General features: G+C 48.3%; 19 protein-coding genes and 2 pseudogenes. 18 read left to right on the forward strand and 3 right to left on the reverse strand.

Going from position 1 to position 21,273, the window contains the following annotated elements; genetic code table 11:
* Nucleotides 1-83 precede the first annotated feature (83 nt).
* Together ACUN2T_RS07740 and ACUN2T_RS07745 are read right to left on the reverse strand one after the other, a co-directional pair.
* Nucleotides 84-311: pseudogene (locus ACUN2T_RS07740) on the reverse strand (zinc ribbon domain-containing protein); the annotation flags it as partial.
* Nucleotides 215-418, reverse strand: a complete 204-nt coding sequence (locus tag ACUN2T_RS07745) for a helix-turn-helix domain-containing protein (RefSeq protein ID WP_445497831.1) — start codon at nucleotides 416-418, stop codon at nucleotides 215-217. The gene ACUN2T_RS07745 and the pseudogene ACUN2T_RS07740, both read right to left, overlap by 97 nt.
* On the opposite strand from ACUN2T_RS07745, the pseudogene ACUN2T_RS07750 reads away from it, so the two are divergent.
* From ACUN2T_RS07750 to tssL, 5 genes and pseudogenes are all read left to right on the forward strand, one after another.
* A pseudogene (locus tag ACUN2T_RS07750) lies at nucleotides 397-698 on the forward strand (transposase). The gene ACUN2T_RS07745 and the pseudogene ACUN2T_RS07750 overlap by 22 nt on opposite strands.
* A 1,034-nt stretch (nucleotides 699-1,732) precedes the next feature.
* On the forward strand, nucleotides 1,733-2,230 hold the full coding sequence (gene tssB / locus ACUN2T_RS07755) for a type VI secretion system contractile sheath small subunit (RefSeq protein ID WP_445493457.1): 498 nt from the start codon (nucleotides 1,733-1,735) through the stop codon (nucleotides 2,228-2,230).
* A 31-nt stretch (nucleotides 2,231-2,261) separates the two neighbouring features.
* Nucleotides 2,262-3,794, forward strand: a complete 1,533-nt coding sequence (tssC, locus tag ACUN2T_RS07760) for a type VI secretion system contractile sheath large subunit (RefSeq protein ID WP_445496975.1) — start codon at nucleotides 2,262-2,264, stop codon at nucleotides 3,792-3,794.
* 4 nt (nucleotides 3,795-3,798) lie between these two features.
* Nucleotides 3,799-5,145 carry a type VI secretion system baseplate subunit TssK gene (tssK, locus tag ACUN2T_RS07765; protein ID WP_445493459.1) on the forward strand — a complete coding sequence of 449 codons (1,347 nt, stop codon included), beginning with the start codon at nucleotides 3,799-3,801 and terminating at the stop codon, nucleotides 5,143-5,145.
* A complete protein-coding gene (tssL, locus tag ACUN2T_RS07770; RefSeq protein ID WP_445493460.1) occupies nucleotides 5,142-5,804 on the forward strand; it encodes a type VI secretion system protein TssL, short form in 663 nt (220 codons plus the stop codon). The genes tssK and tssL overlap by 4 nt, the downstream gene beginning before the upstream one ends.
* 120 nt (nucleotides 5,805-5,924) lie before the next feature.
* On the opposite strand, the gene ACUN2T_RS07775 is transcribed toward tssL, so the two are convergent.
* A complete protein-coding gene (locus ACUN2T_RS07775) occupies nucleotides 5,925-6,143 on the reverse strand; it encodes a hypothetical protein (RefSeq protein WP_445493461.1) in 219 nt (72 codons plus the stop codon).
* Between the two features lie 302 nt (nucleotides 6,144-6,445).
* Between ACUN2T_RS07775 and ACUN2T_RS07780 the strand changes: the two genes are divergently transcribed.
* The 13 genes from ACUN2T_RS07780 to ACUN2T_RS07840 all read left to right on the forward strand — a co-directional run bounded on the left by ACUN2T_RS07780 (nucleotide 6,446) and on the right by ACUN2T_RS07840 (nucleotide 21,273).
* Nucleotides 6,446-7,543: an OmpA family protein gene (locus ACUN2T_RS07780; RefSeq protein WP_445496976.1), complete on the forward strand. Its 1,098-nt coding sequence runs from the start codon at nucleotides 6,446-6,448 to the stop codon at nucleotides 7,541-7,543.
* Nucleotides 7,544-7,547: 4 nt separating this feature from the next.
* A complete protein-coding gene (locus ACUN2T_RS07785; protein ID WP_445493463.1) occupies nucleotides 7,548-8,039 on the forward strand; it encodes an Hcp family type VI secretion system effector in 492 nt (163 codons plus the stop codon).
* Between the two features lie 169 nt (nucleotides 8,040-8,208).
* Nucleotides 8,209-10,875: a type VI secretion system ATPase TssH gene (gene tssH, locus ACUN2T_RS07790; protein WP_445496977.1), complete on the forward strand. Its 2,667-nt coding sequence runs from the start codon at nucleotides 8,209-8,211 to the stop codon at nucleotides 10,873-10,875.
* Nucleotides 10,872-13,265 (forward strand): type VI secretion system Vgr family protein, encoded by a 2,394-nt coding sequence (locus ACUN2T_RS07795; RefSeq protein ID WP_445496978.1) that lies wholly within the window; start codon nucleotides 10,872-10,874, stop codon nucleotides 13,263-13,265. The genes tssH and ACUN2T_RS07795 overlap by 4 nt, the downstream gene beginning before the upstream one ends.
* 13 nt (nucleotides 13,266-13,278) lie before the next feature.
* On the forward strand, nucleotides 13,279-15,555 hold the full coding sequence (locus ACUN2T_RS07800; RefSeq protein ID WP_445496979.1) for a glycoside hydrolase family protein: 2,277 nt from the start codon (nucleotides 13,279-13,281) through the stop codon (nucleotides 15,553-15,555).
* On the forward strand, nucleotides 15,555-16,370 hold the full coding sequence (locus ACUN2T_RS07805) for a lysozyme inhibitor LprI family protein (RefSeq protein ID WP_445496980.1): 816 nt from the start codon (nucleotides 15,555-15,557) through the stop codon (nucleotides 16,368-16,370). The genes ACUN2T_RS07800 and ACUN2T_RS07805 overlap by 1 nt, the downstream gene beginning before the upstream one ends.
* A gap of 197 nt (nucleotides 16,371-16,567) precedes the next feature.
* On the forward strand, nucleotides 16,568-16,945 hold the full coding sequence (locus ACUN2T_RS07810; protein ID WP_445496981.1) for a hypothetical protein: 378 nt from the start codon (nucleotides 16,568-16,570) through the stop codon (nucleotides 16,943-16,945).
* Nucleotides 16,946-17,076: 131 nt separating this feature from the next.
* Nucleotides 17,077-17,544: a hypothetical protein gene (locus ACUN2T_RS07815; RefSeq protein WP_445496982.1), complete on the forward strand. Its 468-nt coding sequence runs from the start codon at nucleotides 17,077-17,079 to the stop codon at nucleotides 17,542-17,544.
* 692 nt (nucleotides 17,545-18,236) lie between these two features.
* Nucleotides 18,237-18,422: a hypothetical protein gene (locus tag ACUN2T_RS07820; RefSeq protein WP_445496983.1), complete on the forward strand. Its 186-nt coding sequence runs from the start codon at nucleotides 18,237-18,239 to the stop codon at nucleotides 18,420-18,422.
* Nucleotides 18,423-19,931 carry a glycoside hydrolase family protein gene (locus tag ACUN2T_RS07825; protein WP_445496984.1) on the forward strand — a complete coding sequence of 503 codons (1,509 nt, stop codon included), beginning with the start codon at nucleotides 18,423-18,425 and terminating at the stop codon, nucleotides 19,929-19,931.
* 15 nt (nucleotides 19,932-19,946) lie between these two features.
* Nucleotides 19,947-20,507, forward strand: coding sequence for a hypothetical protein (locus ACUN2T_RS07830; RefSeq protein ID WP_445496985.1), 561 nt, complete (start codon nucleotides 19,947-19,949; stop codon nucleotides 20,505-20,507).
* A 23-nt stretch (nucleotides 20,508-20,530) separates the two neighbouring features.
* Nucleotides 20,531-20,812: a hypothetical protein gene (locus tag ACUN2T_RS07835; protein WP_445496986.1), complete on the forward strand. Its 282-nt coding sequence runs from the start codon at nucleotides 20,531-20,533 to the stop codon at nucleotides 20,810-20,812.
* 203 nt (nucleotides 20,813-21,015) lie between these two features.
* Nucleotides 21,016-21,273 (forward strand): PAAR domain-containing protein, encoded by a 258-nt coding sequence (locus ACUN2T_RS07840; protein ID WP_445496987.1) that lies wholly within the window; start codon nucleotides 21,016-21,018, stop codon nucleotides 21,271-21,273.

Genomic DNA, 21,273 nt, shown 5'->3' on the forward strand with positions numbered 1-21,273 from the left:
GAACCGGAGTCAGACTCCGGTTCAGATTGCTGTCCGCAGAGTGACTGCTCCCCGCCGTAAAAAACGGCGAGGCTTCCCACTTCTCAGGCCGCAACCGTTGGTGCAACGGATTTACGCAGGCCTCCATGAGCAGAGACGACGTGTCCCGCCGCCTGTAATTCAACTATCCCTTTTTGCCGAATGTTGATAGCCGCATTGATGTCGCGGTCATGTTCTACCGCGCATTCAGGGCATTGCTGGCGCCGTTTATGCAGCGGCATTTCCGACATCTTGCAACCACAACAGTGACACCTTCTGGAACTCGCATACCACTACAGAGCGCTTTGTTAAAGACGCAACGCACTGCACCGAACTGGGCATTCAGAAATTCAGCCTGTTCAACAGTGGGATATTCAAATGAGTGCGCACAATGATGAATTAAAAAATTATCGACGTCGGCGACACAGTATCAGCAGGTTAGTTGTCCATTTAATCTTTACAACAAAATATCGTCGTCAGCTCCTCGATGAAACAATGATCCAACAAACCCGAGAGGCTTTTTTATCCGCAGCCGCCATGTCAGAATTTTAAATACGCATTTATCTCGTCAGTCAAAAACCCGTGCATTATGGTCACGATCTTATTTTGCATGTAGTGCAGGCGGCGCAACGATTGAAACGTTGAAAACCTATGTCAGATCGCAGGAAACCCCTGGTTAGCTCCCCTTATATCGCCGCCCGATTGGGCGACGGTTTACGGGGCAATGGCTAAAACAGTAACTTCCACCCTGTTCATTCCATCCATTGCGCCCCATATATTGTGTAACGATTTCCAGAGAGGAAAACACGAGAACGTTATTATGATTATGTCTCCAACCCTGGGTGAATATCATTTTAATTATCGGCGTTCAGCGGTGTTTTATAACACCTATCGTTGACTTAAATGGACCGGCGTCTCCGGGACATAAATATAAAACGGAATATCCGAAAACAAATCATCGTCTCCATTATCAATAATCGCATTTTCCCGTACTTCGGCTCCCTATTTCAGAAACAACCTCTTCAATAACTTTCATGCCATCAAAAAGAGCCAAAAAAATATCCCTGATTATCGCATAGGATAGGACTTCCTCATTTCCATCCGCATTATCCTGCAAAGTCTATAATTAACCCGCGGGTTACCCGGCAATATCATGAATATGACGCGGCTTAATTGAATGTATTCTCATTCGCATAATCTGACTGATAACCATTCTCTTTTTTACCCCTCCAATCAGGCACGGTTTATTGATGATTTAGTGAGTTGAAAAATAATATAAAGTTAAAAAATATCACTGAGTTTGATTGTGCTGAATGGTCTTAATGATAACAAAATAAACAAGTCGCTATCATTTTATAAAAACAAACACCACTTTATTGTGAAAAAATCTGGAAATCGTTTAGGTTTGATTTATATATTATCTGTTTTTACCCTCGTATGTCAGGTTTTATCGCTCAATAGTCTTGAACAAAAAGTGCTATTCGATAAAAAATATCTTGCTTTTAGATAAATCAGTTTACAAAATCGGCCTGGTTAGGAAATGATCTGCCCGGTAAAAACGTTTATTTATGGCGGCGGATCTTGTCGGTGTTCTCTTATTTACTGCCCGGTTAACGGCCTGCTCTGAAATATCTGAATCCGTTTTTTGTTCCTGAAATTTATTGGGCATGATCCTCATGCCTGGCGTTCTTTTTTTATTGCTGAGGAGCCGGTGATGGCCCAGAGTTTTCAAAATGAAATCCCCAAAGCCCGGGTGAATATTAAATTGGATTTGCATACCGGTGGTGCGCGGAAAAAGGTTGAACTGCCGCTGAAATTATTGGTGATGGGCGATTACAGTTATGGCCGGGATAATCGTCCCCTCTCGGAAAGAGAAAAAATCTCTATTAACAAAAACAATTTTGACAGCGTGATGGCGGAATTCAGCCCTGCGCTTAACCTGACGGTGCAAAATACCCTGGCTGAACATGGCGGCGAAGAAAATATCGCCCTCACGTTCCAGCAAATAAAGGATTTCGATCCTGAACACGTGGCCCGCCAAATTCCCTCACTGCGGGCGTTACTTTCTATGCGTAATTTATTGCGCGATCTGAGATCCAACCTGCTTGACAACGCCACCTTTCGCCGGGAGCTGGAGCACATTCTCCAGGATGACACGTTGAACGATCAATTGCGGGCTGAACTGGCGGCGCTGGTGCCGACAGCCATTTGATGATGACCGTATTGTAGTCAGGAGAGAAGTGATGACGGTACAAGAACAAACCGCTTCTGCTGCGGCAGGCACACCCTACGCCGAAGGCAGTGTTTATCAATCCTTGTGTGAAAAAATCCATTTACAGCCGGTCGAACGACTGAGTGATATCGACCGCTTTCAGTGCAGTGATGCGCTGGCGGATGTCACGGCGGATGAACGGGTGACCGCGGCGGTCAGCGTTTTTCTCACGCTGTTGAAAGCCTCAGCACGAAAAGTCGAGCGGCTGGATAAGGCCTTGCTGGATAACCATATCAGCGAGCTGGACCAGCAAATCAGCCGTCAGTTGGATGTGGTGATGCATCATCCGGCTTTCCAGCAAGTTGAATCCGCCTGGCGGGGTCTGAAATTTTTGGTTGACCGGACGGATTTTCGTCAAAACGTCAGCATTGACCTATTGGATGTGACCAAAGACGACTTACGGCAGGATTTTGACGATGCGCCGGAAATTGTGCAAAGCGGCTTCTATCTCCACACTTACATTCAGGAATACGATACGCCGGGCGGTGAGCCGATCGGCTCGGTGATTGCCAATTACGAATTTGATGCTGGCGCACAGGATATTGCCCTGTTGCGTCATATCGCCAAAGTATCAGCTGCGGCGCACATGCCCTTCATTAGCGCGGTCGGGCCCGCCTTTTTTGGTAAAAAAACCATGGAAGAAGTGGCAGCGATTAAAGACATCGCCAGCTACTTTGACCGTGCGGAATACATCAAGTGGCAGGCGTTCCGCGACAGCGACGATGCCCGTTATATTGGCCTGACGATGCCCCGTGTACTCGGGCGTTTGCCCTATGGTCCGGATACCGTGCCGGTACGCGCCTTTAACTATGTCGAAGAGGTCACCGGGCCGGATCACAATAAATATTTGTGGACCAACGCCGCGTTTGCGTTTGCCGCCAACCTGGTCAGGAGCTTTATCAGCAATGGCTGGTGTGTGCAGATCCGCGGGCCGAAAGCGGGGGGCGCGGTCACGGATTTACCGATCCATCTCTACGATCTGGGGACCGGCAATCAGGTCAAAATTCCGTCAGAAGTGATGATCCCGGAAACCCGCGAGTTTGAATTCGCCAATCTGGGGTTTATGCCGCTCTCGTACTACAAAAACCGCGATTACGCCTGCTTCTTTTCGGCCAACTCGGCGCAAAAACCGGCGTTGTACGACACCAATGAAGCCACCGCCAACAGCCGTATCAATGCGCGTCTGCCCTATATCTTTCTGCTGTCACGGATTTCTCACTATTTGAAGTTAATCCAGCGGGAGAACATCGGCACCACCAAGGACAGGCGTCTGCTCGAAATTGAATTGAACAACTGGATCAACACGCTGGTCACGGAGATGACCGATCCGTCAGACGCTGTGCAGGCATCTCACCCGCTGCGCGAAGCGCGCGTCATGGTTGAAGATATTGACGACAACCCCGGTTTCTTCCGGGTCCGGTTGTACGCCGTGCCCCATTTTCAGGTGGAAGGACTGGACGTCAATCTGTCTCTGGTTTCTCAGATGCCGAAAGCCAGGGGGTGACACCATGAAAATTGAGCGTCCGTTATGGGTGACGGGCACTATCCTGTCGCCCCAACAGTTTCAGCAACAGGCCCGCTGGGAGGCGTATGCCCGTGAATGTGTTGCCCGACTGGGGGGGCTGCCTCCCTGGGGGGTGCTGACCGCCGTGTTTGATACAGACACCCTGGCGCTGGGGCACCTAAAAGCCCATCACCTGTGTGTGCGTTTTGCTGATGGATCGCTGATTGACACCGATCAGGCGGATCGCTTACCCCCGGTGCTGGAGCTGGCGACAGTGTTGTCGCCAGAGACGCAACAGGCCACCGTCTTACTGGCGTTGCCGCACACTTACGCGAACGGGGGGAATTGCCTTAAACCCGATGAACAGGCTGATCGTCCGGTGCGTTACCGGCAGGAGTGGGTGCCGGTACAGGATGAATTCAGTGACCGCCATGAATCGATGGCGGTGGCCCGTTATGCCGTGTCGCTGCGCGTTGACGGGATGGAAAACGGCCAGTATCTCACCTGTCCCGTTGCCCGTTTGTTACGTGACGCCCAGGGCAACTGGGCCTTTGACCAACAGTTTGTGCCGCCGTTACTGCGGCTGAGGGCGAATGCCGGGCTGATGGACCGGCTCGATCGATTGCTGACGCAGTTGCGGGCTAAACAGGCCCGGTTGATGGGCATGCGCCGTGAGAGTAACGAGCGGATGGCGGATTTTGCTGTGGCGGACGTCTCATTGTTTTGGCTGCTCAATGCGCTGAACAGCTATGAACCGGTACTGCGTGATTTTCGGGCGCACGGGGAGGGGCACCCGGCGTTGTTTTACCGTGAAGCGGTCAAGCTGGCGGGCAGTCTGCTGACATTTTCGCTCGATCATGACGCCGGGGGGATCCCGCGTTATCAGCACGATAACCTGACGGCGGTGTTGCCGCCGCTGTTTGACCTGCTGAGTCAGTTACTGGAAATCAGCCTGCCGTCGCGGATGGTCGCCATTGAGCTGACAAAATCGGCACAGCAATGGACCGGGACGCTCCACGATACCCGCCTGCGTGACGCGGCGGATTTTTATCTTTCTGTCCGTTCCGCCGTTCCCGCACACCAGTTGCAGACCCGGTTTCCGCTGTTGTGTAAAGCCGGGGCACCGGATGAGGTTAACCAGATGATTAACCGGGCGCTGACCGGGATCCCGCTGGTGCCGATGAATCATGTCCCGGCGGCGGTCCCATTGCGGCTGGAGAACCAGTATTTTGCCCTTGACCTGTCCCATCCGGCGGCGAAAGCCATGCTGGCGGCGGGAACCTGTGCTTTCTATGTGTCCGATGTCCTGGGCGATATTCAGCTTGAACTGTTTGCGGTCTTGAGAACATGAATCCATCACACTTATTCACTAAAAAATTGTCACCGGATATTGATGCCCTGTTGCAAAACAGCTACTTACTGGTCACCAAACTGCGCCAGGGCGTGCCAGTGGATCAGGGGAGCACGGTATGGCAACACTGTATCGACGAGATAGAACAGGCGCAGGGGGCGCTGTCTGCTGCCGGCGTCAGTGACGCCGCACGGGGACACATCCGTTATGCGTTGTGTGCGCTGTTGGATGAAACCGTACTGACACGGGCACCGGACGAGGGCTATGCAGCCTGGCGCGCCACCTCGTTGCAGGCCCATTTCTTTGGCACCGCTGAAGCGGGCAACCGGTTATATGAGCGGATACGTACGGTTCTGGATGAACCGGTGCCCGATCAGGCGGTCCTGACCTGTTTTCACCGGGTGTTGCTGCTGGGGTTCCAGGGGGATGACCGGGAGGACACGTCATTGATACGTGAACAACTGATCACCCGCTTAAGTCAGCACATCTTACCGTTCGACAGTTTTCAGCCCTCGCCTGCGCGGGTCAGAATCTTACCGTCTTTTGCCGGGCTACGTGCCATTGGCGGTCCGCTGATCACGACGATAATCGTGCTGACCGGTGTCTGGTGGGGGTTGAGGCAGTATCTGATCACGCTGCTGCCGGGGTGGGCGCAATGAGTGTGATGTGGCGACGGGCGCTATGGGGATGGGCTGCCGGGTTAGGGCTGCTGCTCTGTCTGGTCTGGCTCCCCTTATCGCCGGGAGGCCGATGGGTGAGTGGCGCTATTATCCTGCTCTTCACGCTGGTCGGCCTGTTTTATCCCGCGCGATCCCGGCGACGGCAACACCCTGACCGCCTGTCGGCAATGCTGCCCCCGGACCGCGATCGTCGCCCGGTGGTGCTGGTGTGCAGTCACGTCCAGGACAGCCTGTTTGGTGATGCACCGTGGCGTCAGACGCCGCAGGGCGGCTGGTTATGTTTACCGTCAGGGATCGCGTTGTCTGATAGCGTGGCAAGCCTGCTGGCTGCCCGGCCGGCCTGGGGCGGCCAATTGAGCGTGATGGCCGTCATCACCCCGCAACAGTCCCGGGATGAGAGGGCCCTGGCGGGTTGGGTACGGGAACTGCGCTGGCAGCTTTCTCAGGTCCGTCGCCGCCAGGGTATTCCGTTACCTTTCGTGCTGATCGGTTACTTAGCCGGGGTGCCTCAACGTCCTGATTCACCGTGGTTTGCGTGGCAGGCGGGTCAAAACACCGTCACGGTCTGGCGCCAGGGCGTCTCGGCGCAACCGCTGGCGGACTGGTTGGGCGAGGGCAGCGTGGCGGAACAGGCCGCCCGTTTTCAGTGTGGGGTTGAGCTGACCAGCTGGGCCGGCTGGATGCAGGCAGGCGTATTACCCGCTTGCCTGACCCCCGAATACGCCCTGCCGCCGTGTCCGCCTCAGGCGATGGCGCTGACCTTTGTGCCGGCATTACCGCAGCGGTTAACCGGTCATCTCTGGCAACAGTGGTTGCAAACCCAAACGGCGCTCAACAGCGCCGGTGACCCGGTCAGCTCACCGGATACCGGGAGGCCGGTATTACCCTTCCCGGACCCGGTATGGCCTCTGTTACCCGTGAGATCATGGCAGCCCGCTGGGCTGCGGGCTCTGAGGCGGGCGTTAGGGCTGTTTCTGCTGGCGGGAATGACCGCGCTGGGCTGTTCGGCCTGGTATAACCGGCAAGAGTTGCGTCAGGTGGACGATGACTGGCAGCACTATCACGCTGTCGCCATGACGGATGCGCGCGGCAGAGCGCAGGCGGTGGCAGTATTGCGGGACGATGCCGGTCGTCTTGAAGAGTATGACCGTAACGGGGTGCCGTGGCGTCTGGGATTGGGGCTGTATCAGGGGGCGCGATTACGTCTGCCGTTACAGGCGGCGATTGCCCGTTATCACCCTGAGCATCGGGAGAAAACGCCGGTGGCGCCCCGGGTACCCCAGACAATCAGCCTGAATAGCCTGGCCCTGTTTGATGTGGGACAGGCGACCCTGAAACCGGGTTCGACCCCAGAATTAATCAATGCGTTGATCAATATCCGCGCCAAACCGGGCCGGATGATTTTCATCACCGGCCATACCGATGCCACTGGCAATGCCGCGAAAAACCAGGCGCTGTCACTGGCACGGGCCGAAGCCGTCCGTGACTGGCTATTACAGACCGGCGCGTTGTCGCCTGCCTGCTTCGTCGTACAAGGCGACGGGGCGGGGCGACCGATCGCGACAAATACCACCGCGGCAGGGCGTGCCGCTAACCGCAGAGTTGAAATCCGTCTGATACCGAACGCGGTCGCCTGTCCGCGACCGCCAACGGTGCCGGGCGTTTCAGCAACAACGTCGCCGAGACTGGCGACATCATTGACACAACAACAGGAGTAAACTTATGGCGATCCCCGCTTATTTGTGGTTGAAAGATGACGGCGGTGCCGACATCAAAGGGTCTGTGGATGTTCAGGACCGGGAAGGCAGTATCGAAATTGTGGCGTTGGAACATGCATTGCATATCCCGACCGACAACAATACCGGCAAGCTGACTGGGACCCGCGTGCATGCCCCACTGGTGTTCACCAAAGAGGTTGATGCCGCGACCCCGTATTTGTATAAAGCGGTCACTTCGGGTCAAACCCTGAAATCTGCCGAGATCAAGTGGTACAAAATTGACGACGCAGGGCAGGAAAAAGAGTACTTCAACACCCAGCTGGAAAACGTGAAGGTGGTGAAAGTGGCGCCGCTGATGCATGACATCAAAGATCCGGCCAAAGAGAAGCACAACCATCTGGAACATGTTGAGTTCCGCTACGAAAAAATCACCTGGACTTACAAAGACGGCAACGTCATTCACTCCGATGCCTGGAGTGAACGTTCGACGGCGTAACGTCCGCGTTTTTTTATTTTTTATCGTTTAGAGGCCGGTGGGGCCGTGGGCCCCGCCGGGGACCAAAACACCCGAAATAATGAAGCATCCTGACCTGATGGGCCTCGGTATACGGCTATGGGCGGTAGCGTACCCGAAGCAACCGAGGAACAGGATGGAGAAAACTGTCATGGAAAATCCGTCAGCTATTTTACTGCGCCGGTTAAATCCCTATTGTGCTCAAGCACTGGCGGCCGCGGCCACTTTATGCCAGACACGGGCTCATGCGGAGATCACCGTAGAACACTGGTTACTCAAACTGCTTGAAGGCGGTGAAGGTGATATCACGGTGATTGCCCGACATTATGCGTGGGATATGAATGCGTTGTGGCAGTTGCTGTTGACGCGAATTAATGGCCTGCCCCGCCGTATTCATCGACGTCCCCGATTATCGGCCCCTCTGTGTGAGCTATTACAGATAGCCGGGGCGGTGGCGACGCAGGAAGCGGGCAATGAATCGATTCGTTCCGTGCACCTTTTACAGGGTCTGAGCGGTCAGCTCGCCGGGGAGTGGGCGAGTGATGCGTGGCCGTTACCCTGTTTGAGTGTGACGCAACTGCAACGCTTGCGCCCGCTGTTGGATCGCCACTCAGACGAGTGCCCGGAAAAACAGGTTACGGCGCGTTTGACTGAGGCAGGATCGGCTGTTGACCTGGCGGAGACCGGCGCAGATAACTCCGCGCTCAATCCTCACGCATTATCCCCGGCTTTGCAAAACGTGTTGGATAAATTCACGCGGGATATCACTGCCTGCGCCGCTGAAGGCGGCATTGATCCGGTCTTTGGCCGTGATAATGAAATTCGCCAGATGATCGACATTTTATCGCGCCGGCGTAAAAACAACCCAATCCTGGTGGGAGAGCCGGGCGTGGGGAAAACCGCATTAGTGGAAGGACTGGCGCTGCGGATTGCTGAGGGCGATGTCCCGACCAGCCTGAAAACGGTCAGTGTGCGGGCGCTGGATCTGGGCCTGTTGCAGGCGGGCGCAGGGGTGAAAGGCGAATTTGAGCAACGGCTGAAAAACGTGATTGAAGCTGTCCGGCAATCGTCCACCCCCATCTTACTGTTTATTGATGAAGCCCACACCTTGATTGGCGCCGGTAATCAGGCGGGCGGCGCAGACGCCGCTAACTTACTGAAACCCGCGTTGGCGCGGGGGGAATTGCGGACTATCGCGGCGACCACCTGGTCGGAGTACAAACGCTATTTTGAACAGGATGCCGCGCTGGAGCGCCGTTTCCAGCGGATTAACGTTGATGAGCCGGATGATGAAACCGCTTGCCTGATGTTGCGCGGGCTGAAAGCGCGTTATGCCCGCCACCACGGCGTCCATATTCTTGATAGTGCGGTACAGGCGGCAGTGACACTTTCCCGTCGTTACCTGGCTGGGCGTCAGCTCCCGGATAAAGCGGTGGATCTGCTGGACACCGCCAGTGCCCGGGTGCGCATGAGCTTAGAGACTTCACCGGCATCGCTGACACAGTTAAAAACCGAGCGTGATTCGCTGGCGATGGAACGGCAGGCGATTGAAGCCGATCAAAATGTGTTGTCAGGTGAAGAGGTTACCCGTCTGGACGCCATCGCGTCCCGGTGGGCCGTGGTGGCGGATCAGGCGGCTCAACTTACTGAACAATATCAACAGGAAAAGGCGCTGGCTGAGCGCATTCTCGCGCAGCGTCAACATTCACCTCAAACACCGGAACTGAAGGCGGATTTGGCGGCGCTGGCGGCGTTACAAGGAGCTGAACCGCTGCTCTCACTGCATGTTGATGTTCGCATGGTCGCCACCGTGGTGGCCGACTGGACGGGCATTCCGTTAAGCAGCGTATTAAAAGACGAACAAACCGGCCTGCTCCGTTTGGAACAGCATTTGGGCGAACGGGTGATAGGTCAGGCGGCGGCGCTGTGGGACATTGCTCAACGTTTACGGGCCGCTAAAACGGGTCTGACGCCGGAGCACGGTCCACTGGGGGTTTTCCTGCTGGTTGGGCCGAGTGGGGTAGGGAAAACTGAAACGGCGCTGGCATTAGCGGATAGCCTGTTTGGCGGGGCGCGTTCACTGATCACGATCAACCTGTCGGAATATCAGGAGCCGCACACGGTTTCCCAGTTGAAAGGTTCCCCACCGGGTTATGTGGGATACGGTCAGGGCGGGATACTGACAGAAGCGGTCCGTCAACGACCTTACAGCGTGGTGCTGCTGGATGAAGTGGAAAAAGCCCATCGTGACGTGCTGAATCTGTTCTATCAGGTATTTGATCGCGGTTTTATGCGTGATGGTGAAGGGCGGGAGATCGATTTTCGCCATACCGTGATGGTAATGACGTCGAATCTGGGCAGTGATCACCTGATGGCGCTATTGGCGCAACAGCCTGACGCATCGAATGCCGCGTTGCATGAACTGTTGCATCCTGTGCTGCGGGATCACTTCCAGCCCGCCCTGCTGGCGCGCTTTCAGACGGTGATTTACCGCCCGTTACCGCCTGAGGCGCTCAAACGTATTGTCGACATCAAACTGGGGCAGGTGACCCGGCGACTCAATACCCATTATGGCCTGACCTGTCAGGTGGAAAGCGCCCTCGGTGACACGCTGGTCAGCGCCTGTCTGCTGCCGGACAGCGGCGCCCGCAATATCGACAGCCTGCTCAACCAGCAAATTTTGCCGGTGTTATCACAGGCGCTGCTGGAACGTCTGGCCCATCACCCTAAACCGGCCGGGGTGATATTGGGCGCCGATGAAACCGGTGAGATCACCCTGACATTCACTGAAACCGAGAAAACCGAGAGCCCGTCATGAACAACACCACCCCGGCGATCATTTTTGATCACAGCCGTTACAAACTGAAAGTCTGGAAAAATACCGCGCCGCTGGATGTGGTGGCGTTTAGCGGGCAGGAAGGCTTAAGCCGGCCTTTTCGTTACGCGATTGAATTCACCAGCCCGGTGAAAGAGATCAAACCGGCGCAGATGCTGATGCGGGACGCGGCGTTTACCCTGACGTCACCCGCGTTCAATCCGGGGATGCGGGGCATGCCGGTGATACCGCCGGCGCCGTTGCGCACGATCTACGGGGTGATCAGCGAATTTAAACTGTTATCCACCTCGCGGGATGAAAGCCGTTATGAAGTGACTCTGGAACCGCGGCTGGCGTTGCTGTCGAGAAGTCACCAATGTGCCCTTTATCAGAAGATGTCGGTACCGGAAATCGTGGAAAAAATCCTGCGTGAACGTCACGGTTTTCGCGGGCAGGATTTCTTATTCACCCTGGCGTACCCCTGCCCGAAGCGGGATCAGGTGATGCAATACGGCGAAGATGACTTGCATTTTGTGCAACGCCTGCTGGCGGAAGTGGGGATCTGGTACAAACTGACGGCGGACGACCGGCTGAAAATCGATGTGGTGGAGTTTTACGACGATCAGCGTTACTACCAGTTTAATGTCTATATGCCGGCCCGCCATCCATCAGGCATGCACGGTGGGGAAGAAGACGCGGTATGGGGCATGGAAACCGCGCATCAGGTGGTGGCAGGCAAAGTGGTGACCCGCGATTATGACTACCGTGACGCGCTGCCGCAATACGGTATGGATGCCGAAGTGGATGTGACGCGGGGCGATGAAACCCTGTATGGCGAAGCGTACCATTACCTGGATAACAACTACCGGGTGTTAGGCAACCGTTACGACCTGGATCCGGCAGTCGAAAGCGGGGTGTTCTATTCCCGGCTGCAACATGAACGTTACCTGAATCGACAGACCCAACTGCGGGGGTTGACGACATCCGCCACGCTGTTGCCGGGTCAGGAGTTGAAAGTCAGGGGTGAAGCGCCGGAAGCGTTCCGTAAAGGGGCGGTGATAACCGCTATTCGCAGCAGTGCGCGCCGGGATCGCAGTTTTGAAATGGCGTTTACCGCCATTCCCTACTCTGAAACCGTGTGCTTCCGACCTGTGTTAATCCCGAAACCACGCATAGCGGGCACCCTGCCCGCCCGGGTGAGCAGCTCGGTAGTGAACGACCGGTACGGGGATATTGATAAAGACGGGTTGTATCGGGTGTCGTTTGACTTTGACCGGGCGGAATGGCCACAGGGGGGAGAAAGCCTGTGGGTGCGTCTGGCCCGCCCTTATGCGGGTGACACCTACGGTTTTCACTGGCCGTTGCTGATAGGTACGGAAGTGGCGATCGCATTTGAAGGAGGCGACCCGGATCGGCCCTACATCGCCCATGCACTGCACGACTCAAAACACCCGGATCATGTCACCTTATTCAACTACAAACGCAATGTGCTGCGTACCCCGGCGAATAACAAATTGCGGATGGATGACGAGCGCGGTCGGGAGCACATCAAACTGAGTACCGAATACGGCGGTAAGAGCCAGCTCAACCTGGGGCATCTGGTTGACAGCCAGAAACCGCACCCGGATAAACGGGGTGAAGGGTTTGAGCTGCGTACTGATGACTGGGGTGCGATCCGGGCCGGGAAAGGGCTGTTTATCAGTGCAGATGAACAGTTAAAAGCACAGGGAAAAACGCTGGAGATGCAGGCGGCATTGTCGGCCCTGGCACAGGCTAACCAGCAAATGCAAACGCTCAGTGAAGCGGCTACACAGGCGGCGTCTCTTGCCGCTGATGTACAAACACAATTGAGTTATGTTCAGGAACGGGTTACGCAGTTGCAGACAGCGGTATTGTTAGCCAGCTCACCGGCAGGCATTTCTTTGGTCAGTGGTGCACACATGCAAATGGCTGCCAAAGAAAACCTGATGATCAATGTTGGCAAACACGCTGATATTGGGGTGATGAAACGTTTGTTTATCGGCGTAGGAGAGGCATTTGGTTTGTTTGTCCAAAAACTCGGCATCAAGCTCATTGCCAATCAGGGCAAGGTACTGATACAGGCGCAGCATGATGGGATGGAATTGATGGCACAACAGGAAATAACGCTTTCCAGTAGCGATAACAACATCACGATTACCACACCCAAAACGCTGACGTTGAACGCGGGGGGAACCTATCTGAAGCTGGATGGAAACGGTATCGAGTTTGGGACGCCGGGGAATTATCAGGTGAAATGCCAGAGTTACAACGTGAAGAAAGGGGGGGCATCAATCGATACGAAAGTATCCGCTTTCCCCCAAACAGAATTAACAGAAACGACCCCCGATCATACGGGTTCAATTTCAGGATAAGGAGCCTGTACGAATGAAAATTTGTTTTCCTGTCAGCCGAGAAAATGACGGTCAGCCTTATCAGGCCACCGATGATAAAAGCCTGCAAGCCATGCTGGCGAAACTGCGTTCTGAGCCCAATGGTGCCTGGCTGGTTGGGGCGAATGGCCTGTGGCACGGTGGAGTGCATCTCAGTGACCGGGCCAGTGCCCCGTATTCCAAACTGGCGCCGGATTTATTGCAACAGAACAAAGTGATGCCGCTGCGCTGCATGGCTGGGGGGGAATTGGTAGCTTACCGGCTGAATAAAGCGTATTTAGAAGCCCCCTACTTTCGTGATGAACAACTGAAATACTCCAGCACTTTTGCGTTGGTGAAATCAGAGTACAAGGCACAGGATGAAACACTGCTGACATTCTACAGCCTGTATATGCATCTGGCGCCGGTGAGCGATTACCCGGCGTACCCACGTTATAGAGCGATTGTGCAGCACACGCTGAATACCCACCGATTTACCGCAAATAATGAGGAGCAGTACGGTATACCATCTGATGTGACGGAACGGGGGGAACGGCGTGATTATGATATTCCGCCGACAAACGGCAGTTTGAAACACGGTGATGAGTTTTTGGTCTATCAGACTGCGGATTTCTTTATGACCACCATCATCTCGACCCGTTATGACAAAGTACGCTTTGGTCTGGCGCAGAAACTAGAGGGAGGCGTAGTAAAAGATAAGAAAAAATTTTGGGTGGAATTAGATCCTCATTTTGTTGAGCAGACAGGTGAAGCTCATCCTCAGATGCCGGTTTGGATGCAAGCGGCAGTTAAAAAAGGGGCGTTTGATAGTATACAAACTTTGATGGGTGATGAGGTTATCCGCATAAACGCCGGAGACCCGATAGGCCATCTGGGATTATTTGAATCGCCTGCGGCCCGGTTGCCTGACCGAATGTCTTACTATTTTACGCATATTGAAGTGTTGAGTGCTGACGATAACTTGCCGGATTTTGTCAATAACACGAAACACCTGGCGGATGGCCGGAAATATGTTACCTGCGGACTTGATCAGATGTTGCACAGCTATGATGCGACACACAAAACTTTTACCCCCTTGAAGGTCAGAACGCAGCAGGAAATCGTTCTGGCGAAAGCGCTGACCAGCCCGGTTAAGGATAAAAACGGAGTAAACTGGTACAAAGTGACGCAGACTGGCTGGGTAAAACAGAATGGGGAACTTGTAACGGAGGTAGATCAACATGACCTGAATAAACTGGGATTTCGTTTGTTGGAAGAGGAGGCGACCACGGATTTCAGCAAGTTAACGGCAGAAGAGTGTGTGAAAGTCTTATTGCGTCATTTACTGGCGGTGGCAAAACAGGACAGGCGGATAGATCATGCCTTGGTTCCGGTCCGTTATGAACGTATTTTGCGGAAGCTGGATAAAGACGGCGATAGGCAGTTGAATGCGCAGGAGGTGCGCCTTGGGTTGTATAACCCGGAAATGATTAACGTAGTGACGAGGTTTATCGTGAAGCACAGCAGTGAGTGGTATGAAGACAGTCAGGGGGGACCGTGGGAGAACTTTTTTACGAATGTGGTAAAAAACCGCACGGCGAATAAGTTCTGGCGGCAGTATCTGGATGATCAGGTGTGGATGAAGGCGGTGGGGCCGTTTAGCAGAGGGAAACCAGTATGGCATATGCATCCCGTGGTGTTTTTGGATGCCCTGAAATGTGAATCAGCTACAGGTATATCAGAAGATGGTCTGCGTTTTATTTTTAATATTGAATCTCTAAAAGGGGTAAGTAACCATCTTCATTGGCCTAGGGGGGGCAGTGGAGTAACGTTAGGTCCAGGATATGATATGAAAGAGCGTTCTCAGTCTTCCATAAAAGAAACTATGCGTAATATTGGATTAGATTCTGATATAGCAGAGAAAATTAGTAAGGGAGCAGGACTTACTAATAATGACGCAAGTAATTTTGCAAGAGATAACCGTAATCTTGTCTCATTAACTGCTGAACAGGAGACCAAGCTACTCAAGTATATAGTACCTGCTTATGAAGATTTAGTGAGAAGAAAAATAAAAGTTCCATTAAGGCAAAATCAATTTGATGCATTAGTGAGTTTTGCCTATAACCCAGGGGGGAGATTTAATAACGTGACTAGATTTATCAACAATGGTGAGGTAAATAATGCAATGGAGGAAATGAAAAAAGCTGTGACATCGGGGGGAGTGGTTGTTAATGGATTAGTTAACAGAAGGAAATATGAAGTTAATCTTTATACAAAAGGAGATTACCGATAATGAGTATGTATAGAGAATTGATTAAAAGAGTAATTTTGGGTGGTTTACTTTTCAATGCGAGTTTTAGTTCGTTTTCTGAGTCATTGACCCCAGTTTCCTTATATGGAAACTGGCAAATTAGACAGGTTGAAATAAATAATAATTCAACTAGGCGGCTTAATTATCAATTCAATGATCCTAGATTAGTTGGTAGGGTGTTAGATATTAGTGCTAATAGACTATCTTCTAATTTTCCTGAGGATGGGACATGTTTATCTTTATCAGTCTCATCAGGAACGGAAACAATAAATAGGTTAATATCGAAAATATCAGCGGGGGGTAAAAATACAACAGCTAAAGATTACGAATTGAGTATTGACGGTAATAGAATATATCCCGTGGAGAAGTTCTCTTGTAAATCAGGTTATTTTGGCCCTGGCGTTGGTAATGATGACAATAGAACATGGTTTTTTATTATAGATAGAGATACTTTATTAACTAATTGGTTTGATTTGACTATTATCAAAATGAACCGACTGCCTCAAAAACCCACTCCAATTGCGTCATTTAACTGTAAGAATGCTCAAAGTAAAACAGAAAGAGCTATCTGTCAAAATTTTGATTTGGCAGCATGGGATAATAGTGTTAATAAGGCTTGGATATTAATGAAAAAGTTACAGCAATCTATGGGAGATCGAGATAATTTAAGAAATTTACACGCGGAACAAGTGGAATGGTTAAAAAACAGAAACAAATGTGGTAGTGATGAAAGATGTTTAACTAAAATAATGAAAATTCGCATAGAGCAATTAATGTCAATGAACACTTCCGAGTGATTCTGGATGATCTAAAATTTAAGATTAGGTTGTCACATGGAACATTAATTATCCTTATGAAGATCAAGATAATTTTTTGTGAATGTCAGAAAGGGATATTTTGAATCATTAACATATACAAATGGTATTTGTAATAATTAAGTGAAATATTTTGCAGGATGATTAGGTAGAGTTAATGATTGTTTAAAGGTGATTATATGAAAAAGATTTTGTTTTTATTATTGTTTTATTGCTCCCAAGCATTTGCTTTTTCTGGCTATTGGATTTCACAGTATAATAATGACACTTATAAGCTTTACTTAAAGGAGAATAAAAATGTAATAGTAGGCAGGTATTGTTTTATAACAAATAATGGCAATAGGATAGATTGTGAGGATAATGATGTGTTAAATATAAAAGGTCATATAAATGGTAATGTTGCTGATGTTTATTTTATGAGTACTTTTGGTGGTAGTGGAACAGCGAGAATAACAAAAGAAAATAATAAACTTATATGGGTTATTGAAGATTCAAAACCATTTGATGATGTTAATATGAGTGTGAAAAGAAAAATAATATTTATACGGAGTAAATAAATTTTCAATGACTATTTTGTTAATTTTATATTGAATTGATTAATGCCCTAAGAGCAAAGGACTGACTGTATTTTTCTCGAATATACAACGGCCTCGTCAGAATGGATATGATGTAAAAATGAGTAGGAATTATGATGCGATTATATCTCACAGGTAGTTTAGTATTTTTGCTTTCTTTACTTTCTTTTCACAACTCTTATGCTAAGAGTGAAAATAATTCAGATGTTTATTTTTCATGTAATACAAAGAAAGGTAATGTAAAATTGGAAATAAAAGATGGCACGTTATCATACTCTTTGTCAAAAGAGGGAATAAACAGTTTTATATTTAATTCTTTTGGAGATAACTATTCTGGTTTTTTATATAATCATTATACGAGATATCAAACGGAGTATATTTATGTTTCTTTTGTCAATGAAAATTATAGATATACAGTATTTGATAATTATGAAAATAATGAAAAATCTAGTGGGGTAAGTGTTGTAAATAATGATAATAAAAAAGAGTTTCTGCTGATGTGTAAGACAGTGAAAAAAAACAATCTTAGAAATCTCATTACGTTTTTAGCGTGTGATAAGGATAATGCGTTGGGGTGTTGAGAAAATATAAGAGGCTGTAATATAACAGTAAATACTATAGTGTACTTGGAAAGGATTTATTGATTTATTCTAATGATCGGATTTCTGATCTTTCAAAAAATTAAGGTGGTTGGTATGTTTAGAAAAATAATTTTCATTATCTTTTGTTTTTTCCCTTTTTTTCTAATGCCAGTGTAAATTCTTATGTTAACTGTTTTACTTCCAGTGATCAGAAAGGAATTAATTTAAAGTTTGTTACTATAAATGATGGAGGGAGAGATAAATGGTTAGGTGGATATGTAAAATATGAGAAATCTAATTACCCTATAACTGTTGTTCCGATTAAAGAAAGTGCAGAGGAATTTACTGAAGGAAGGTCGTATGAATAAATAACTTTCCAAAATAGTGCTCCACTTCGTACAACGCTTTGTGTAGCAAGGGTTGTGCGCTATGCATAGCAGAGCGATAAGTTAGTGCTGCCTATCAAGCATCAGACTTGCACTACTCGGACATTAATCAAATAGACCAACTGTATCGGTATTATGAAAAGCTATTTATACTACAACTTGGATAGAAATTATCAATGGTAAACCTGAAGGTAAATACATAACTGTAAGACAAGGCGCTATTTTCTCTTTTTTTGTATATATAAACACAAAGTCGAAAAAACGGTACGATTTCACACAGGTATTTGATGCTATGAATGATGGTTCTTGTCAATGGAAAAAGCACTGACTAGTCCGGTTAAAGATAAAAACGGGGTGAACCGGTACAAAGTGACGCAGACCGGCTCGGTAAAACAAAATGGGAAACTTACGGCGGAAGTAGATCAACATGACCTGAATAAACTGGGATTTCGTTTGTTCGAAGAGGAGACGACTACGGATTTCAACAAGTAAATGGCAGAGGAATGCGTGAAAATCCTATTACGCCATTTACTGGCGGTGGCAAAACAGGACAGGCGGATAGATCATGCCTTGGTTCCGGTCCGTTATGAACGTATTTTGCGGAAGCTGGATAGAGACGGCTACGGGCAGTTGAATGCGCAGGAAGTGCGTCTTGGGTTGTATAACCCGGAAATGATTAACGTGGTGACGCGATTTATCGTGAAGCACAGCAGTGAATGGTATGAAGACAGTCAGGGAGGACCGTGGGAGAGCTTTTTTACAAATGTGGTAAAGAACCGCACGGCGAATAAGTTTTGGCGGCAGTATCTGGATGATCAGGTGTGGATGAAGGCGGTGGGGCCGTTTAGCAGAGGGAAACCAGTATGGCATATGCATCCTGTGGTGTTTTTGGATGCACTGAAATGTGAAAATGAAAAACAGATAATTTTCCCGCTAACGGTAAAACCTGAAAATAATCCAGGGAATAAGTGGTCTCATTACTATTGGAGAGATATTCATCAAAGGAATATGGCGGCTTTTGGAGCAAATCGTTCTGGAAGCAGAAGGAAGCACGCTGCGCGAGATCTATATACAAACCCTCATGAGAAGGTTGTGGCAATATGTGATGGTATAGTTCTGGATGTTCGTAGTTTTTATAGTCGGACTCATCAGGTAACAGTAAAACATTCAACAAAAGATGGTAGGAACTTTATTATTCGCTATGGTGAACTAGATCCCAATAGTATAAAAGTTGAGATTAATGAGAAGATAAAACAAAATCAACATATTGGGAATACTGGTAGGCTTATTAATAATGATGGTTCTCCTGTGCTTAAATTAAACGGTAGCACTGTATTCATGCTTCATTTTGAGTATTATACAGGAGATGATGGGCTGAATATAAATCACTCATTGACTAACCGTGATAATCTACCATTCATACGTCGAAGTGATTTATCAGATCCATTAAATATTTTAGATGAAGGATATCGAAATACTTTTCAAAATGATAATTATAGTGACACCAGATTGAATGTTAATGGATTATTTACCTCCGAAAAGGGTAAAAATTTTATAAAATCGTGGGAGGCACTAGAATTGGAGGCGTATAATGACGCTAATGGGTTTTGTACTATTGGTTATGGGCATCTAATCCAGAAAAAGAGTTGTGAGGATATTAATTTACCAGTTGATTTAGAAGGAAAAATAACGCAACAAAAAGCTGATGAAGTATTTGGAAATGATTTGCCGCGTTTTGAGAATGCAGTGAAGAAGGCTATTTCCGTTAATTTATATCAGAATGAGTTTGACGCGCTGGTAAGTCTATTATTTAATTGTGGTGAGAATTTCTTTGCCCAAAATAGAGCGCCTAATCTGGTGAATTTACTTAATAATCAAGACTATGTCAGCGCCGCTGAAGAATTTTTAGATATTACGAGTGGTGGAATAAGTGGTTTGGTGAATAGAAGGCGTGCGGAATACGATATTTTTTTGAATAAAATATACAATTCCGATCACTAATGGGGAGGAGTAAATATGAAGAATAAATTTAGTATAGCTTTTATTTTTTTATTTATTTGGTTGTTTTTTCAATCATTTTCTTATGGGGGAAATAAAGAAGTTGCTGCAAGTCCTATTAAAATAGAGTTAAATAATTCTGAATGGGGATATTCTTATGTGTCAGAGCCTATTGTGGACACATCTGATGAAGTGAGTAAAGGTGTTATTGAAAATATATTTAAGATGAGAAATATAAGTTTTAATAATAATATCATTAATGTCACTGGATTGTGCTCTTATGAGTATCTCGCTGAGAAAAAGACACCTATCGGATATTGGTATAGCAACAAGACAGTAGAATTTTATAGGGAATTTTTCTCTAAATATAATATCAAACTGGATGATTATATTTATAATATTTCTCCAGTTAGTCCTGATGAAACATGTGAATATCCATTCTCTGATTTTATTTACATAGGCAATAAGTTTGTTTTGATTTATAAGGGATATGCTGTGTTTTATTCCAAAATAGACAACTCAAAGCCATTATCCAATGCTAAAAAAATAGTTTTTGTAAACATAGAGAACAATCTATAGAGTCAGTTTATGAGAACGGAGATGTGACGGAATGTGGCTACAATGGTGTTAATATTGTAGAAGCATATGCAGCACTTAGAAATAATTATATTGAAGGAAGTGATGGATTTTATCTTACTGAGAAACTCAATGTGGCGAAAAATATAACAGTTAAATGCGATAGGGATTGTATGGAGATTAAATATCTCTGGATAAATAAAAACAAAGTGAAAATTATTATCGAGTTTTCTGGAGGCACAACAGAAATTTGTTTTAAAGAAAACAAAAATGGCACCAAAGTAATAACAAAGTCTTATCCAGATTAAAATTACCATTGATATCTTATTTGTTGCAATGGAACAAATCAGTCTTTGTGTTTTTTTATTATCAATATATATCAGGTTTTATTTTTGTTTATGGATATGTGTTAATAGTAAAATATCTGAGCCAGGTAAATATAGTATTGAAAAGAGGTATTTCTTTTCACCGATTTTTTATCAATTAATCACTTTAAATATGGAGGGCATTTATGCCGACATTTATTCGCAAGGGTGATAAAACTTCATCCGGAGGAACTGTTTTAGAAGGATCTGACTTAATCGAGTTTGATAATATTCCTGTTGCCCGAAAAGGCGATAAGGTTTCTTGTCCTAAACATGGTGAAACGACAATTGCTGAGGGCTGTCCTGATTATCTTGATGATGGGCGGGAAGTCGCACTGAATGGGCATCGTTGTGCCTGTGGTTGTACGTTAATCAGTTCATTTTCAGAGGGGGCGATAGCATAA

Source organism: Photorhabdus machadonis (assembly GCF_052657765.1).